General features: G+C 45.5%; 13 protein-coding genes. 8 read left to right on the top strand and 5 right to left on the bottom strand.

The window, feature by feature from the left end:
- Nucleotides 1–66 precede the first annotated feature (66 nt).
- From PBAL39_RS21950 to PBAL39_RS21915, 8 genes are all read left to right on the top strand, one after another.
- Nucleotides 67–1,077 (top strand): bifunctional oligoribonuclease/PAP phosphatase NrnA, encoded by a 1,011-nt coding sequence (locus PBAL39_RS21950; protein ID WP_008245777.1) that lies wholly within the window; start codon nt 67–69, stop codon nt 1,075–1,077.
- Nucleotides 1,078–1,142: 65 nt separating this feature from the next.
- Complete coding sequence (locus PBAL39_RS21945; protein WP_008245775.1) at nt 1,143–2,141, top strand: FKBP-type peptidyl-prolyl cis-trans isomerase; 999 nt, start codon at nt 1,143–1,145, stop codon at nt 2,139–2,141.
- Between the two features lie 112 nt (nt 2,142–2,253).
- Nucleotides 2,254–3,021, top strand: a complete 768-nt coding sequence (locus PBAL39_RS21940; protein WP_008245773.1) for a TatD family hydrolase — start codon at nt 2,254–2,256, stop codon at nt 3,019–3,021.
- Between the two features lie 3 nt (nt 3,022–3,024).
- Nucleotides 3,025–4,041, top strand: a complete 1,017-nt coding sequence (locus tag PBAL39_RS21935; RefSeq protein ID WP_008245770.1) for an asparaginase — start codon at nt 3,025–3,027, stop codon at nt 4,039–4,041.
- Between the two features lie 80 nt (nt 4,042–4,121).
- The gene (locus tag PBAL39_RS21930) at nt 4,122–5,537 is read left to right on the top strand and encodes a rhodanese-like domain-containing protein (protein WP_008245768.1); all 1,416 of its coding nucleotides are present in this window, start codon (nt 4,122–4,124) and stop codon (nt 5,535–5,537) included.
- Nucleotides 5,538–5,539: 2 nt separating this feature from the next.
- On the top strand, nt 5,540–6,514 hold the full coding sequence (locus PBAL39_RS21925) for a YpdA family putative bacillithiol disulfide reductase (RefSeq protein WP_008245765.1): 975 nt from the start codon (nt 5,540–5,542) through the stop codon (nt 6,512–6,514).
- Between the two features lie 54 nt (nt 6,515–6,568).
- Nucleotides 6,569–7,540, top strand: coding sequence for a polyprenyl synthetase family protein (locus PBAL39_RS21920; protein WP_008245763.1), 972 nt, complete (start codon nt 6,569–6,571; stop codon nt 7,538–7,540).
- Between the two features lie 86 nt (nt 7,541–7,626).
- On the top strand, nt 7,627–9,072 hold the full coding sequence (locus PBAL39_RS21915; RefSeq protein ID WP_008245761.1) for a M28 family peptidase: 1,446 nt from the start codon (nt 7,627–7,629) through the stop codon (nt 9,070–9,072).
- Nucleotides 9,073–9,092: 20 nt separating this feature from the next.
- On the opposite strand, the gene creD is transcribed toward PBAL39_RS21915, so the two are convergent.
- The 5 genes from creD to PBAL39_RS21890 all read right to left on the bottom strand — a co-directional run bounded on the left by creD (nt 9,093) and on the right by PBAL39_RS21890 (nt 15,326).
- Complete coding sequence (creD, locus tag PBAL39_RS21910; RefSeq protein WP_008245759.1) at nt 9,093–10,457, bottom strand: cell envelope integrity protein CreD; 1,365 nt, start codon at nt 10,455–10,457, stop codon at nt 9,093–9,095.
- Nucleotides 10,457–11,812, bottom strand: coding sequence for an exosortase N (gene xrtN / locus PBAL39_RS21905; RefSeq protein ID WP_008245756.1), 1,356 nt, complete (start codon nt 11,810–11,812; stop codon nt 10,457–10,459). Before xrtN ends, creD begins: the two co-directional genes overlap by 1 nt.
- Nucleotides 11,800–14,334, bottom strand: a complete 2,535-nt coding sequence (locus PBAL39_RS21900; RefSeq protein WP_008245754.1) for an XrtN system VIT domain-containing protein — start codon at nt 14,332–14,334, stop codon at nt 11,800–11,802. The genes xrtN and PBAL39_RS21900 overlap by 13 nt, the downstream gene beginning before the upstream one ends.
- 72 nt (nt 14,335–14,406) lie before the next feature.
- Nucleotides 14,407–14,709, bottom strand: coding sequence for a transcriptional regulator (locus PBAL39_RS21895; protein WP_008245746.1), 303 nt, complete (start codon nt 14,707–14,709; stop codon nt 14,407–14,409).
- Nucleotides 14,706–15,326: a hypothetical protein gene (locus tag PBAL39_RS21890; protein ID WP_008245744.1), complete on the bottom strand. Its 621-nt coding sequence runs from the start codon at nt 15,324–15,326 to the stop codon at nt 14,706–14,708. Before PBAL39_RS21890 ends, PBAL39_RS21895 begins: the two co-directional genes overlap by 4 nt.
- Nucleotides 15,327–15,388: the final 62 nt, after the last annotated feature.

The following is a 15,388-nucleotide window of genomic DNA, read 5'->3' as shown; positions in this document are numbered from 1 at the left end:
CTAATATTAAAGCTCGAAATATAATAGGCTTCAATTAATTTAATCATTAGCTTTGCACCGAAAATTATGCTATCTGTTTCAGAAATAAAATCATTGCTGGCTACGCCACAGAAAATTGTCATTACAACGCATCATAAGCCAGACGGCGATGCAATGGGTTCTTCTTTGGGGCTATATGCTTACCTGATCCAGAAGGGACATCACGTGAAAGTGATCACGCCTACCGACTATCCTTACTTTTTGCATTGGATGCCCAACAATTCTGATGTCATCATTTTTACAGAGGCACAGGAAGAGGCGGCAAAACTGGTCGCAGAGGCTTCGATGATCTTTTGTCTTGACTTCAATACCCTTAGCCGCATCAATGAACTGGGCGAGCTGGTGAGGGCTTCAGCCGCCTACAAGCTGATGATTGACCACCACCTGGAACCCGAAGATTTTGATGATTACAGACATTGGAGCATCAATGCCTGTGCTGCTGCGCAGCTGGTGTACGATTTTATTGTCAACGTACTGAAAGATGGCAGCTTCATGAACAAGGACATTGCCACCTGTTTATATACCGGTATCATGACCGATTCAGGTTCGTTCCGGTTTCCTTCTGCTGATGCCACCGTGTATAGAATTGCGGCCGACCTGATTGATTTCGGTGCTGAACACTGGAGAATTCACCAGCTGGTATACGATAATGCCACAGAAAACCGTTTGCGTTTTCTGGGACATTGTTTAAGCGATAAACTGGAAATCTTGAGAGAGTCGAGAACGGCGATTATTACCGTTACTCAGGACGAATTAAGGCGTTTTAATATACAGACAGGTGATACCGAGGGAATTGTGAATTATGCGCTGTCTGTTAACGGGATAAAATTGGCTGCATTTATTATTGAGAGAACTGATAAAGTTAAATTATCTTTGCGCTCCACCGGCGACTTTCCCGCAAATGAAATTTGCAAAAAGTATTTTAACGGTGGCGGACATAGAAATGCGGCCGGTGGATACTCCGAACAGAACCTGGAGGATACGGTAGCCACATTTAAACAACTATTGACTGAATATAAAACCCAGCTGTTGCAATAAGGGATTTCCCGGTGACAGATAAAGATTAAAAATAAATATAAAACGATAAAAAATTAACAAACCACATGAAGAAAGGTATAGTAATTCTTTTCGCAGCTACACTTGGATTGGCTGCTTGTAACAACTACAAAAAAGGTCCGGGTGGCCTGTCTTACATCATTCACAAAGATGGTGGAAAAGAAAAAATTAAAGAAGGAGACATCATTAAACTGAACTTTATACAGAAAAGTGATAAAGATTCGGTGATGTTCAATACCTGGGATATGGAAGCACCACAAGTGTTTCCTGTCGCTAAAAAAGTATATGCAGGTGATATGAATGATGTATTGACTTTGTTCGGAGAAGGTGACAGTGCAACTTTCAAACTAGATCTGGACACTGTTGCAAAATATTCAGGTCAGCCTAAACCAGCAGGTTCTAAAGATAAATTCCTTGTTTTCACCATTAAAGTGGAGAAAGTACTTGCCAAGGAAAAAGGTGAGGCGGATTCTACCTTCCAGAAAAAAGCAAGAGACTTTTTTGAAAAAGATTACAAAGCAAATGTGGAGCGTCTGAAAGGTGCAGAAGCAGGAAAAATCAGCAAATACATTGCTGATAATAACCTGAAAACTACCACTACAGCTTCTGGCCTGCAGTACATCATCAGCAAACCAGGTGATGCTCAGAAACCAGTATTGGGTGATACCATGATGGTGAATTATACTGGTAAACTGACTACTAAAAAATCTGACGGTAAAGAAAATGTCTTTGATACCAGCGATGAGAAAGTAGCTAAAGAATCAGGTAAACACAACCCTATGGCAACTTATGGTCCTCGTCCAATTACTTTAGGCAGAGCAATCCCAGGATTTGACGAGGGTTTGAAACTGATTGGTAAAGGCGGAAAAATTACCCTGATCATCCCTTCTGTGCTTGCTTATGGCGAAGGCGGTATGCCTCAGGGTGGTATCAGTCCATTCTCACCGTTGGTGTTTGAAGTGGAATTGAACGACATCAAAAAACCAACAGCAGCACCAGCGGCTTCTGCAGCACCAGTTGCACCGGCTCCGGTAACAAAAAAATAAACAGGCATCCGGTTTCGGAGAACTGAAATGATAAGGCCCCCGACTGCATTCTCTGCTGGTCGGGGGCTTTTTATTTGTCATTGTCCTTACAATGGTTTTGTTAACTTTGCTCATGCTTTTGACAGACACCCACACCCACTTATATTACGAAACAGATGCCGATCAGCTGGATGCAAAGATGCAGCGCTGTTTTGATCAGCAGATTACACGTCTGTTTCTTCCGAATGTAGACCTGTCCTCTATTCCCATGATAGATGCCCTGGTGAACAAATACCCCGAAAATTGTTTTGCCATGGCTGGTTTGCATCCTTGCGATGTAAAGGAAGGATTTGAATTGGTCCTGGACGAAATCTGTGAGAGTATTGTCGACCGGAACATTTATGCAATTGGTGAAATTGGTATTGACCTGCACTGGGACAAAACCACACTGGACATTCAGAAAATAGCATTTGCCGAGCAGATTAAATGGGCGAAGGACCTCGGTCTTCCGATCGTGATCCACTGCAGGGAGGCTTTCGATGAGGTCTTCGAAGTATTGGAAAAAGAGAAAGATGATCAGCTCAGGGGGATTCTTCATTGTTTTACGGGGAATGCTGAGCAGGCACAACAGGCGATAGACCTGGGCTTTTACCTTGGCATCGGAGGGGTAGTGACGTATAAAAAAGCAGGCCTGGATGAAGTACTGCTATCGGTTCCCTTGAATAAGCTGGTTCTGGAAACCGATTCCCCTTATCTGGCACCGGTCCCTTTTCGCGGGAAGCCCAATGAAAGCAGCTACCTGATCCATGTTGCAGAGCGGGTTGCGGAGATCTATGGAACGAGTGTCGAAGAGGTTGCCGCAGTAACTACAGCAAATTCTATCCAAATATTTAACATTTAGTCAATGACCAAAATACTGATCATCTATACCGGTGGTACCATAGGCATGGTAAACGATCCCAAAACAGGTGTTTTAATTCCTTTTGATTTTAAGCAGATACAGCAAAATGTGCCGGAGCTGGCACGTCTGAACTACGATCTGGATGTTTATTCTTTTGACCCTATCCTTGATTCTTCCAATATGGATCCACTGATTTGGGCAGATCTGGCGAAACTCATCCAGGAGAAATATGAAGAGTTTGACGGCTTTGTGATCCTTCATGGTTCGGATACCATGTCGTTTACCGCTTCGGCCTTGAGTTTTATGCTGGAGAACCTTTCCAAGCCCATCGTGCTGACAGGATCCCAGCTGCCTATCGGAGAAATCCGCACGGATGCAAAGGAGAACCTGATTACAGCGCTGGAGATTGCTGCCACAAAAAAGCAAGGTAAGGCGATGGTGCCTGAGGTATGCATCTACTTTGATTATCAATTGTTTCGGGGAAACCGATCCATTAAATACAACTCGGAAAAGTTTGAAGCATTCCGTTCTCCCAACTATCCTATCCTTGCGGAGGCGGGTGTGAACCTTTCTTTTTATAAAAACTACATCTCACGTCAGCCGGTAGAACCACTTAAGGTACACACCAACTTTAATGCAAATATTGGGGTGTTAAAGCTTTACCCGGGGATTTCTGCACAGGCCGTATATGCCATCACCAAATCAGGTGTGGACGCCATTGTGCTGGAGACCTTCGGTTCGGGAAACACAACCACGGCAGCCTGGTTTATCGAAAGTCTCAGGGAGGCCATTGCCAGCAATAAGCTGATCATCGACATCACACAATGCCAGCGGGGATCGGTAGCCCTTGGTAAATATGAGACCAGTAAGCAGCTGCAGCAGATGGGCATCATCAGCGGTTATGACATGACCTTTGAGGCTACGGTGACGAAGCTCATGTACCTGATGGGCCAGGGTTACTCAAATGCGGAAATTGCCAGGTTTATGGAGCAGTCTATCCGCGGAGAGTTAACAGCTTAAGGTCAAAGTTCTGCAATACACCCGATAAGTTTTTTCTGCCTAGATTATAATCTTAAATTTGTGTATTCATAATAGAGAAGATGAACATAGAGCAAATATATACCGGTTGTCTTGCTGAAGCAGCCTATTACATAGAAAGCAACGGAGAGGCCGCCATCATTGACCCCCTGCGTGAAGTTGGGCCGTATTTAAAGCGTGCGGCGAAGGACAATGCAAAGATCAAGTATATTTTTGAGACCCATTTCCATGCCGATTTTGTATCCGGTCATATCGACCTTGCGGAGAAATCCGGCGCCGCGATTGTGTATGGACCTACAGCGCAGACCTCCTTTGCTGCACACATTGCGAAAGATGCTGAAGTGTTCCATGTAGGTGCACTGACGATCACGGCAATCCACACACCAGGGCATACACCTGAATCTACCACTTATCTCCTGAAGGACGAGCATGGGAAAGACTATTGTATTTTTTCCGGGGATACGCTTTTTATCGGCGATGTGGGCCGGCCTGATCTGGCTCAGAAAGGTAGTCTGACGATGGAAGATATGGCCGGAACCTTATATGAATCCCTGCAACATAAGATCCTGCCGCTGGCGGATGACGTACTGGTTTATCCTGCACATGGTGCAGGTTCTGCCTGTGGCAAGAACATGAGTAAGGAAACTTTTGATACGCTCGGGCATCAGAGGGAAGTGAACTACGCATTAAAAGCAAAAGATAAAGCGCAGTTTGTCAAAGAAGTTACGGATGGCATTTTGCCACCTCCGGCGTACTTTGCACAAAATGCAGCGATGAACAAAAATGGTTATGAAAGTTTTGATGAGGTGTACGAAAAAGGATCAAAACCTTTGTCGCCGGCCGACTTCGAAGCTGTTGCCAACCTTAGCGGTGCCCTGATCCTGGACACCCGTGATCCCCAGGTTTTCGCAAAGGGATTTATTCCCTCATCCGTCAATATTGGCCTTAATGGTCAGTTTGCACCATGGGTGGGCGCCCTTGTTGCCGATCTGAAGCAGCCTCTGCTGCTGGTATGCGAGGCAGACAAAGAAGAAGAAGCCATCACGAGGCTTGCCCGTGTGGGGTATGACAATACCATCGGTTACCTGTCGGGAGGAATTGCTGCCTGGGCTGAGGACGGCAGGGACCTGGATACCATCAGGTCGATTTCTGCTCAGGAATTTGAGGAGATACTGAACTCAAATAAAGATGTAAATGCACTCGATGTGAGAAAACCGGGTGAATACGAAGCAGAGCACCTGGAGGAGACCTTGACCCGGCCTTTGGATTATATCAATGAATGGACGAATGAAATAGACCATCATGGAACATACTACATCCACTGTGCGGGAGGTTACCGTTCTATGATTGCGGCTTCAATCCTCAAAGCCCGCGGTGTGGAAAACGTGGTGGACATCGCGGGTGGATATGGCGCCATCAAGGCAACAGGTTTAAAACGCACCGATTTCGCTTGTCCGTCTAAAGCCATGAGCAAGTAGTGATGATGGAAGAATACGATGTGCTGATCATTGGGGCTGGGCCTATAGGGATGGCCTGCGCGATTGAAGCCAGGCGTGCCGGATTGAGTTACATTATTGTGGAGAAGGGTGCACTGGTGAATAGCCTGTATAACTATCCCGTATTCATGACTTTCTTTTCTACATCCCAGCGACTGGAGATTGGCGGTGTCCCTTTTGTCAGCATCAATCCGAAGCCAAACAGAAATGAAGCTGTAGAATACTACCGTAGAGTAGCTGAAAAATTTTCACTCAACCTGCACCTGTTTGAACGTGTCGACCAGGTGGAAAAAAATGCAGATGGGAATTTTGAAGTTCAGACCTCCAAGACCAGATACCGTTCCAGGTATGTGATCATCTCTACTGGGTTTTACGATATTCCTGTGATGATGAACATCCCGGGGGAGTCCTTGCCGAAGGTTACCCATTATTATAAAGACCCACACCTGTACGCCTTTCAGAATGTCGTCGTCGTGGGGGCGAACAACTCAGCGATAGATGCTGCGCTGGAAACTTATCGCAAGGGCGCAAATGTAACCCTAGTGATACGTGGTGGAGAGATTGGCAGTTACGTGAAATATTGGGTGAGACCCGATATCGAAAACAGGATTGCTGCGGGAGAGATCAAGGTTTATTTTCAGTCTGAGCTGACTTCTATAGAAGAAACTGCTGTACACCTCAAGACGCCGGATGGTGACCTCAGCATTCCAAATGATTTTGTGATTGCGATGACGGGCTACCAGCCTGACTTTGAGATGCTGAACAGGCTTGGTGTGAGGCGGACAGACGACCAGCGACCGGCATACAATCCTGAAACCATGGAAACCAATATGGAAGGACTCTACCTCGCTGGGGTTGTCTGCGGTGGAATGGACACTCATAAGTGGTATATCGAGAACAGCAGGGTACATGCAGAGCAGATCTTTGCAGACATCAATAACAAGAAAACTTATCAATAACTTGTGCATTCATAGATATTTAATTTATGTTTGCACACATATTTTTTCACCTGAATGCCGGGAATAAATCAAATAAAAGAACCCATAGCTGCTGATATCTCTTCATTTGAAGAGAAGTTTAAGTCGTCGATGCACAGTGATGCCCCATTGCTGGACCGCATCACCCATTATATTGTAAAAAGAAAGGGTAAGCAGATCCGGCCAATGTTTGTTTTTTTTGCGGCAAAACTTTGCGGAGGTATTCTGGAGTCTACACACAGGGGCGCGGCACTGGTAGAGCTTTTACATACGGCTACACTTGTTCACGACGATGTGGTGGACAATGCTTATGAGCGTCGTGGATTCTTTTCGATCAATGCCTTATGGAAAAATAAAATTGCGGTACTGGTAGGTGATTATCTATTGGCAAAGGGTTTGTTGCTTTCTGTTAACAATGGCGAATTTCGTTTGCTGCAGATTGTCTCCGAAGCAGTCAAGCAGATGAGCGAGGGAGAGTTGCTGCAGATCGAAAAGGTGAGGAGGATGGACATCAGTGAGGATTTATACTTTGATGTCATCCGCCAGAAGACGGCCTCCCTGATTGCATCCTGCTGTGCCTGCGGAGCGGCTTCGGCTGGTGCTGACGATGAAACCATCGAAAAGATGCGCCTCTTTGGAGAAAAGGTGGGCATTGCTTTCCAGATTAAGGACGATACATTTGACTTTGGTACCGACGATGTAGGAAAACCTTTAGGTATTGACATCAAGGAAAAGAAAGTCACACTTCCATTGATTTATGCATTGAACAGTTCTGATAAGGTGGAGAAAAAACGGATCATCAACCTGGTAAAAAACCACAATGATGAGCCGGCAAAGATTCAGCAGATCATCGACTTTGTAAATGCAAAGGAAGGTGTACGTTATGCAAATGAAAGAATGGTGCAGTATCAGCAGGAAGCATTTGACATTCTCTATTCTTTTGAGCCGGGTCCGGCAAGAACAGGGCTGGAACAGCTTGTAAGATATACTACAGAGCGCAAAAAATAACATCACATCCTTATTGTTGCAAAAATTCGGGTGTCAGAAATTAGGAGTGGCATTCAAAAAGTGTTATTTTTCACAAAAATACCACTATGAAGGCCTTGTTTTTTCTGTTATGCACAACATTTAGTTCGGTTTTAAATGCACAAGATCATTTTTCGACCCCATTTCAGCAGATCAACAATGAGGTACAGTCACATTCTGAAGCTTATGGGAATTTAAAAACTGCGACTGAAACTATCGGTCATCGTTTGACTGGCTCCGAGCATGGGGCAAAAGCCGAGGCTTACGCTTTTAACCTCCTGAAATCATATGGTTATGATGTCCGTTATCAGCCCTTCGAAGTGGAAAGCTGGAGCAGGCTGAGCAATGAAACAAAGGTTGGCGACAGTCCTGGTTCGCTAAAGAAGATTACTTCAGTTACGCTTGCGCATTCGCCTGTAAAGGTGCAGGTGACAGCGGAGCTTATTGATCTCGGAAACGGGTTGGAGTCGGACTACCAGCAAGATGGCGGTAAAGTGAAAGGCAAGATTGCATTGGTTTACCTGGGGATACTTCCAAGCTCTCCGGAGCATACTCCTCAGTTGCACCGCTCGGAAAAGGCCGCTATTGCAACGAAATATGGTGCGGCAGGCATCATCATCATCAATGGCGTCAAAGGAGGTGTGCTGCTCACCGGCACTGCATCTGTAACTGGTAAACTGATTCCTATACCTGCCGTTTGTATTGGATTGGAAAATGGCATGCGGCTGAAGGCTGCGTTGAGGAATAAGGCACAGTTTGCCAGTTTGAACATGACGAACTTTTCGGGAATGATCAAGGCGAGGAACGTGATTGCCACGATCAGAGGGAATACCCTTCCTGAGGAAAAGATGGTTCTGGGCGCGCATCTGGATAGCTGGGACCTGGCCACGGGGGCGATCGACAATGGCATCGGGGCCTTTGCTATTATAGATATGGCGCGGACATTTAAAAAACTTAACTTAAGTACTTCCAGGACGCTGGAGTTTGTGTTGTTTATGGGCGAGGAGCAAGGGCTGCTGGGATCAAAGGCCTACCTCGCGGAGGCCCGCAACAACCAGACATTGGACCAGCTCAGGTTTATGTTGAATTATGACATGACCAATAATCCTAAGGGCTTCAGCAGCAGCAGAAAGGAAATGGAAGCGCTGTTTACCGAATGGGGTGCGCAAATTACCTCGCTGGACACAGGCTTTAAAAATATATTCTATGCAGGCGCCGGACTGCATAGTGACCACCAACCATTTTTATTAGAAGGGATTCCTACAGGTGGAGGGGCTGCTGCCGAATTGCCCAATCAGGCAGGTTTATATTATCACTCCAATGGTGATACCTTCCGGCTGGTGGATGAACAGGGCTTGAAAAACACCGTGAGGTTTAGCGCAATGTTGGCCTATGCGCTGGCCAACACACCGGAAATTCCCGTTAGGAGGCAGTCGGAAGAGGCCTTAAAGATTTTTCTGCAGGAGAACGATCTGGAAACACCACTAAGGATTGCCGGCGAGTGGCGCTGGTAATCTCTAGTGGTGTGGATTTCTCAGGTAGTTTTTTCTTTTAGGGCATTGATTCTGACAGAGAAATACATCAGGCTGGCAACAATGATGAACAGGCCGATGCTGCCAAAGAGGAGTGACATGTCCTGCAATTGGATGATCACATAAATGAAACCATAAAAGATGCTCAGAATGCCGGCAAACACAATTGCTGCCTTTTTATTGGAAAGGGTTCCTGCAATGAACATGCTGATGAGCAGGATGGTTGCCGCCGAGGCGATGAGGTAGGCGATATTAAAGCCCAGCTGTTCTGTAAAGGAAAGGAGCAGGCAGTAGTAGATCGTCATGGCTGCGCCAATCAATGCATATTGCAGGAGGCCCACTGCTGTTTTCCTGAAGGTCTCCATAAAGAAAAGCGCAATAAAGCTCAGCAGTATGACAAGTATTGCATACTTGGCGGAGCGCATGGTTTTCTGATATTGGTCTACTGGTAGCAGAAACTTTACACCAAAGGCAGCCTTATCTTTATTGTCTTTCAGGTTCGCCTGATCACCAATCCATTGTTGGGGCAGGGGGCGGTTAAAGTTTGACATTTTCCATGATCCTGAGAAATCGTTAGGGCTGATGTTGCGTTGCTCAGGAAGGTAGTTGCCGGTAAAGCTGGGGTTGTTCCAGTCGCCTTTCATCGTCACATTTGTATTCTTGCCCAGATGGAGGAAGTTGAGCTCCCCACTGCCGCTGAGGGCGAGCTCGTAGCTGAAGCTAAGCTTTGTATGCTGCGTTGCTGCACGGTTTAGTTGGGTAGCCAGCGACTGAGCAAATAAATTTTCTTCTGCAAAATCCGGTTCTGCAGCACAACTGGAATCACCCAGTTTTATAGAAGGGCTATTCTTCAGTCCTTTAAAATCTGTCAGCCCTGAGATTACCTTGACCTTATCCCATAAGACCATAGAAGGTGCAATACCGGATTTTTTTAGTTCAACGTCTGGGAAATTGCCATTGATGTGAATTTTAGTACTGTACACAACAATGTCAAAGATGCCTCTTTTCAGTATTTGGGGAACAACTTCGGCCGTCATGTTCAATTGTTCGGGAAGCAGGTATATGGTAGACAGTACTTCCTTAAAACTGGTTTTTCCCGTAGCGTCGGTGATCTTAGTGGTCATCTTATAAGGCAGCTGCATTACGGGGCCTTCGATCAGCTGCGGGCCTGACCATTTTTCGGCAACTTCAGCAGCGGCTTCTTTCTGTCGTTGGTCCCGCTCGGAAATCAGCGACTGGATCCAGGTGGATGGGATCAGCAGTATTAGGGTCAGGAAGCTAATCATCAGGAGCTTTACTCCTGTGGATTCCTGTAATTGCGCAAAAATTGATTTTTGCGGTGTGGTTTGATGATCATGTGTTTCCATTATTTTGTTTTTAAGGTATATTTCTGTGCAGGGTTTATTTTCTGACTGATAAAAGAGGAGGCCAGCAGCTTTGCAGTCATTGCGTGCAGGTCTGATGCTCTCGCTGTATTCACATTTACCAGGTAAAAGGAGCTGTTAGAGAGGCCACTGTGCCATCTCCAGCTGAGCTGATTGATGGTCTTTAGAGATCCGTTATCGAACCACCAGGAGGAGTAAATCTTTTCTTTTCCTTTTTGCAGCGTTCCCGTATAGACGGTAATGCCATTTATATTTTGCTTCCTGATGAAGCTGAACTCGTAACCACTTCCCTTCCAGCAGATCATGGGATTATGTTCGGGCGCGTAGAAGGGGGTAGGCTTCAGGTAGATGAGGGCTTCATCGCTTTGCAGCTTGATCACATCGCCAACTTTGCTTTTCCTGAACCCGGATAGTGTGAGCTGCTGACCGTCAGTAGTATGGTTGTTGTTTTTTGGTTGGAAGGCAAGGTATGACATGCTGATCAGGAAACCGATGTGCAGAAAAACCACGCTCGGGGAAATCTTCGGTTTGGTTTGAAGCGTCAATGGTCTGCTCTGAAGGCGAGTTGTAATAGGCTTTGTGAGCAAGATCAAAGGCAGTATCACGTAAATACAAAGACAAAGTAAACCCGCGGCATCATGAAGCACTTGCCCCGGCATAATCTTGAAAAGCACGATGAGCACGATTCTAAAATAGTTAGAGATCACATTCAATAGGATAGTAATACTGATCATGGTGATCAGCTGAATCATAGATAGTGTTCTGCCTGCCTTTTTCTGGTAATGCGCTGCGATGAAAATACTAATTAGCAATGAAAGGTGTAACATATTCAGTCCTGCGCAGGCCTGGTCAATATAAAATTGATATCCTTTTAAAATGATGATGTTACCGGAAGCTACTGCGGGCATTCCCGCAAAGGTCATGGTTTCGGCAACGACGTTGCTTAACCATAACCTGAGTGGAAAGCTGAGCGTGTCACTAAAGAACTTAAAGATGGGGGAGATGATGACCATTGTAAGGAGCACAGCCAGGCTGAGCTTACCTACTAAGTTTTCGAATAGCAACAATGTCGTAAGGAGCAGCATAAAAAACAGGGTAGATCTTACCGGTACCGCTATGGCCAGCACACTGAAAAGTAATGCTGGTAGCAGGAACCGGTTCGACAATGTTCCCTTTTCTATCTGGAGCATAAAAGGAAGCATCATCATGCCGATGAGAAAAGGAGTATCCCATATCAGATATCCGGGAAGCAATACAATGCAGATGACCATGTAGCCGCTGCAGATCATTGCCGTCAGGTATTTGATGTCAGGAATGCGAAGGCTTAGTGTTTCCATAGTGTTTTGAGCTGATTGCGGTAGTCTGAACGGTATAAAAAGTGGCCCATTATGGCAGCTACCAGAATGATGAGTATCCACTCCTGCGGCTCAGGTGCAGCACCTGAAGACTGGATCGACGCATTTTTCAGGCTATCCTTGCTTTCATCGATACCAAAACGATCATAATCGTCCTTTTTTTCAAGCACAACAAGACTGGAGACCGGAGAAACGATGAAGGCTTGGTCGGCTGTTTTTAGTAGATCATCCTGAACATAATTCCGCTCAAAATAAGTTTTACCTACTTTTTTAAGGATGTCATTGTAAGCAAAAAGCCGGAGCAGGTGGTCAGGTGCGGTGCCTTTTTGCTCAGCAGTCAGCTGTTCAATGGACATTCCCGATCCCTGGATATCCAGAACGGTGGGTTGGGCTGTGGTTTCCAGCCATTGCTGTTTTTGTAGCTGCTGAACTAATGTGTTGCAGCTGCCTTGCATATACCGGAAGCTGTTAAATTCCTTTAGTGTTTTCAAGTAAGGGCTCAATGATTCGCCAATGTTATAGAGATGAACGCGCTCAGCATTGATGAGGTAGGCCGAGCTACGCTTTTGAAAGGAGCTGCCCTCAAGGTCACCAAGATTGGGCGAACGTTCATTACTTTTGCTAATCAATAGTGATGTTCCCGGTGATGATATTTTATAAAGCGGGAACAGGCTGAAGTTCCTGTCGTGGAGCATTTCGTATTGCTGATCCAGGTTCTGTTCAGTTAAACGGATCAGTTGCTCATTATATGCATAAACTTTCATCTTTTTGATCTCCGGCCAGAGCGCATCCAGATCTTCGCGCGACCAGCTGCCATTGATGTCCAGGTAAACAGATTCGGGTTTGAACCCAACTTTAGCATTCGTGCTTTTCCTTAGCCTGTAGGATGAACCCGCAAACGAAAAAGGTTGTGTGGAGATCGCTTCTTCGGCGAAGCTGATGTTCCATCGGTCCAGATAGCTTCTCTCCCGCTTGTAGCTGCCATTTTCCTGTATTTTCAAATCCGTATCTATGGCTTCTGGCGGATTAGAGAAGCTGAGCTGAACTACTTCGGATGCTTTTTCCGCTGACGGTCCTTCAAACCAGGAATTTTCAAGTGTTAACCTACCGTTTTCAGCTTTCAGCGGACTGGTGATGCCAATCCTGAACTTACGTTTTTCTTTTTTATTACATGGAAATACCCTTACAGTGATGGCATTGCCTTCCTGCCAATGGAGCACAGATGGGTCTCTCACTTCGACACCAACTATGGTTTTGTAGGCGCTGTCAGCTTTTCCTTTTGTTGTCAGCCTGGATTTTTCTTCCAGTCCATTGATCCATAAGGATAGTGATGAAGCCACAGAGCCCTCTGGGAGATGGAAGGTATAGATGGCCTCTTCGTCCCGGGTCCATCTGGAGGTACTTAAGTTTTCAATGCTGATGGTTTTTTCAGTGTAAGCCAACCGGTATTCCGGGTAGACTTTGATGTTGGTGACCACATTGGAGGTTGCCAGATGGTCACCCGACCATAGCCGCTCCTGTGCGAGATGACGGGAGTTGTAAATGGATTTCAGGATCTTAATTCTGTCATCATCGCCAATACTAGCTGTGCCGCAGAATAGGCTGGCAATGACCACCAGTGGATCATGTTTTCTGGCTTCCTCAAATCCTGATCCTCCGAAGTTTCCCCAAAACCAGTTGCCATCGCTTGCCGGAATGCTGTAAACAAGACCTGCTTTTAGAAATTTCTCTGTAATTGGGGTAGATGGCAGTTCCTGTGCAATGACGACCCATTCGGGCAATTTATTCTCCTTGAGTGTATCGTTGTTCTGGATACTTTTTACTTTCCGATGGAGCTGATTCCATTGAAAAATGAATGCAATAAGCAGGATTACAGGCAAACCAGCGCCTAGTGCTGCCATATAACCCAGGCCTGAGGTGCTGCGTGTCATTCTCAGAATAAACTTAATGCTGACAATGACCAGGAACAGTGGAATGAACACATGCAGAGATACTCCGATAAGTATGGCTGCCAATCCGCCGATGAGGTAAAAGGGGATGAGATAGATTGCGTAGTAACTGAACAGCAGCGTCGCAGCACCAAGCATAAATGCCAGAACGCCTTTGATAAATCTGGGCAGACGCTCGTGGAAAGTCGCGGCGATAAGGGCTAATGAGGCAAGAAATACAGTGACTGAAAGCCATGGACCGGAGTTTTCAAAGATATTCATTTCTTTGTTCAGTGAGAAAGCGCTGATAAACCAGAGTACCAGCATCAATGCGGTATGATGCAGTGGTCCTTTAGAAAGCCACCATCTGTACCTGGTTAGGGTTCTCGCCAGTACGGCAAGACTATATATTGCTGTAATCCCATAACAGATGATGAAGGAGTTGAATTCTGGATTTTTTATCGCTAACAGGTCATCGACAAGAAGAAAGGATGCTGAAACGATGATCGACATGATGCCTGTCCAGTGTAAGGTGTCTGTTCTAAAAGGATCGTTTTTTTTGATTAAAGTGTTCATTTTATTTGAATTAGGAGGTTAACTATTTATTTCGAAAGTACTTTGTATTTCAAAGTATAGCGGTAAAAAAAATTACTGTTTCTGTTGTCTGATTAAATTTTCCAGGGCTTCCAGGTGTTTCATGAAGGCCATTCTCCCCTTATCAGAGGCCGCATAGCTTGTATTGGGCTTTCGGCCTAGAAAAGACTTGTAGACGTTGATGTATTCTTCTTTTTCAAGCGCTTTCAGGTGAGAGGCGAGATTGCCATCCGTCACTTCCAGCAGTTCCTTCAGCGAATTGAAGTCATAGTTTTCATTGGCCACAAGAATGCTCATGACCTGTAGACGTATACGGTTCTCAAAAGCTTTGTCAAAATGTTCTAATGCTGATTTCACCTGTCGTATTTAAAGTGCATGATGGAACCGTAAATGATGTGTAGTAAGCCGAAGCCTATGGCCCAGAAGACAATGCCGTAACCCGGAAAGAGTGCTGCTACCAATCCGAGGATGATTTCCATAATGCCCAGCCATTTGACATCTTCAAATGTATAATTGCTGGCTGCTACCAGTGCCAGACCATAAAAGATCAGGCTTGCCGGAGCAATGATGCCATAGTAACCGCGAAACATCAGTATAAGCAGGAGACAACCTCCGGTTAATAAGGGGACGGACATACTGAACAATAACTTTTTGCTGCTGGGATTCCATACATTTTGTTTTTTGCGTGCCGCCTTGCGTAGTGTAAGCAATATTCCAGATCCCAAGGAAAGTACCAGTACAGCCAGGGCAATAATGAATAACCTGACAATGATCTCCTCTTCGGAAATGTAGTTGTCTCTGTAACTCAGGGTCAGGCGATTGCCGTACACCTGAATGTAGCCCAGCCATGCGCCAATGAGGGCATATATTCCTGCGAGTATCCCGGACAGGCCACTCAGCGATATGAATTTTGCTGAACGCTCCATCAGGTTCCTGATTGAGCTAAGTTCGGTATAGAGATCTTTGTCTTCCATAAAAGTACTTTGTAATTCAAAGTAAGGTATTAATAATTGAATTTGCAAGCAGAGATGCATTG

Source organism: Pedobacter sp. BAL39, from assembly GCF_000170795.1.
Classification (GTDB): Bacteria; Bacteroidota; Bacteroidia; order Sphingobacteriales; family Sphingobacteriaceae; genus Pedobacter.
The sequence above is the reverse complement of the archived record's forward strand: the minus strand, read 5'-3'. Positions and strand labels throughout refer to the sequence as shown.

Coding starts and splice junctions, on each gene's coding strand:
- xrtN (WP_008245756.1), bottom strand. CDS start 11,812: ATGGAAACACTAAGCCTTCGCATTCCTGACATCAAATACCTGACGGCA.
- PBAL39_RS21945 (WP_008245775.1), top strand. CDS start 1,143: ATGAAGAAAGGTATAGTAATTCTTTTCGCAGCTACACTTGGATTGGCT.
- PBAL39_RS21940 (WP_008245773.1), top strand. CDS start 2,254: ATGCTTTTGACAGACACCCACACCCACTTATATTACGAAACAGATGCC.
- PBAL39_RS21935 (WP_008245770.1), top strand. CDS start 3,025: ATGACCAAAATACTGATCATCTATACCGGTGGTACCATAGGCATGGTA.
- PBAL39_RS21890 (WP_008245744.1), bottom strand. CDS start 15,326: ATGGAAGACAAAGATCTCTATACCGAACTTAGCTCAATCAGGAACCTG.
- PBAL39_RS21900 (WP_008245754.1), bottom strand. CDS start 14,334: ATGAACACTTTAATCAAAAAAAACGATCCTTTTAGAACAGACACCTTA.
- PBAL39_RS21950 (WP_008245777.1), top strand. CDS start 67: ATGCTATCTGTTTCAGAAATAAAATCATTGCTGGCTACGCCACAGAAA.
- PBAL39_RS21920 (WP_008245763.1), top strand. CDS start 6,569: ATGCCGGGAATAAATCAAATAAAAGAACCCATAGCTGCTGATATCTCT.
- PBAL39_RS21915 (WP_008245761.1), top strand. CDS start 7,627: ATGAAGGCCTTGTTTTTTCTGTTATGCACAACATTTAGTTCGGTTTTA.
- PBAL39_RS21930 (WP_008245768.1), top strand. CDS start 4,122: ATGAACATAGAGCAAATATATACCGGTTGTCTTGCTGAAGCAGCCTAT.
- PBAL39_RS21925 (WP_008245765.1), top strand. CDS start 5,540: ATGATGGAAGAATACGATGTGCTGATCATTGGGGCTGGGCCTATAGGG.
- creD (WP_008245759.1), bottom strand. CDS start 10,457: ATGGAAACACATGATCATCAAACCACACCGCAAAAATCAATTTTTGCG.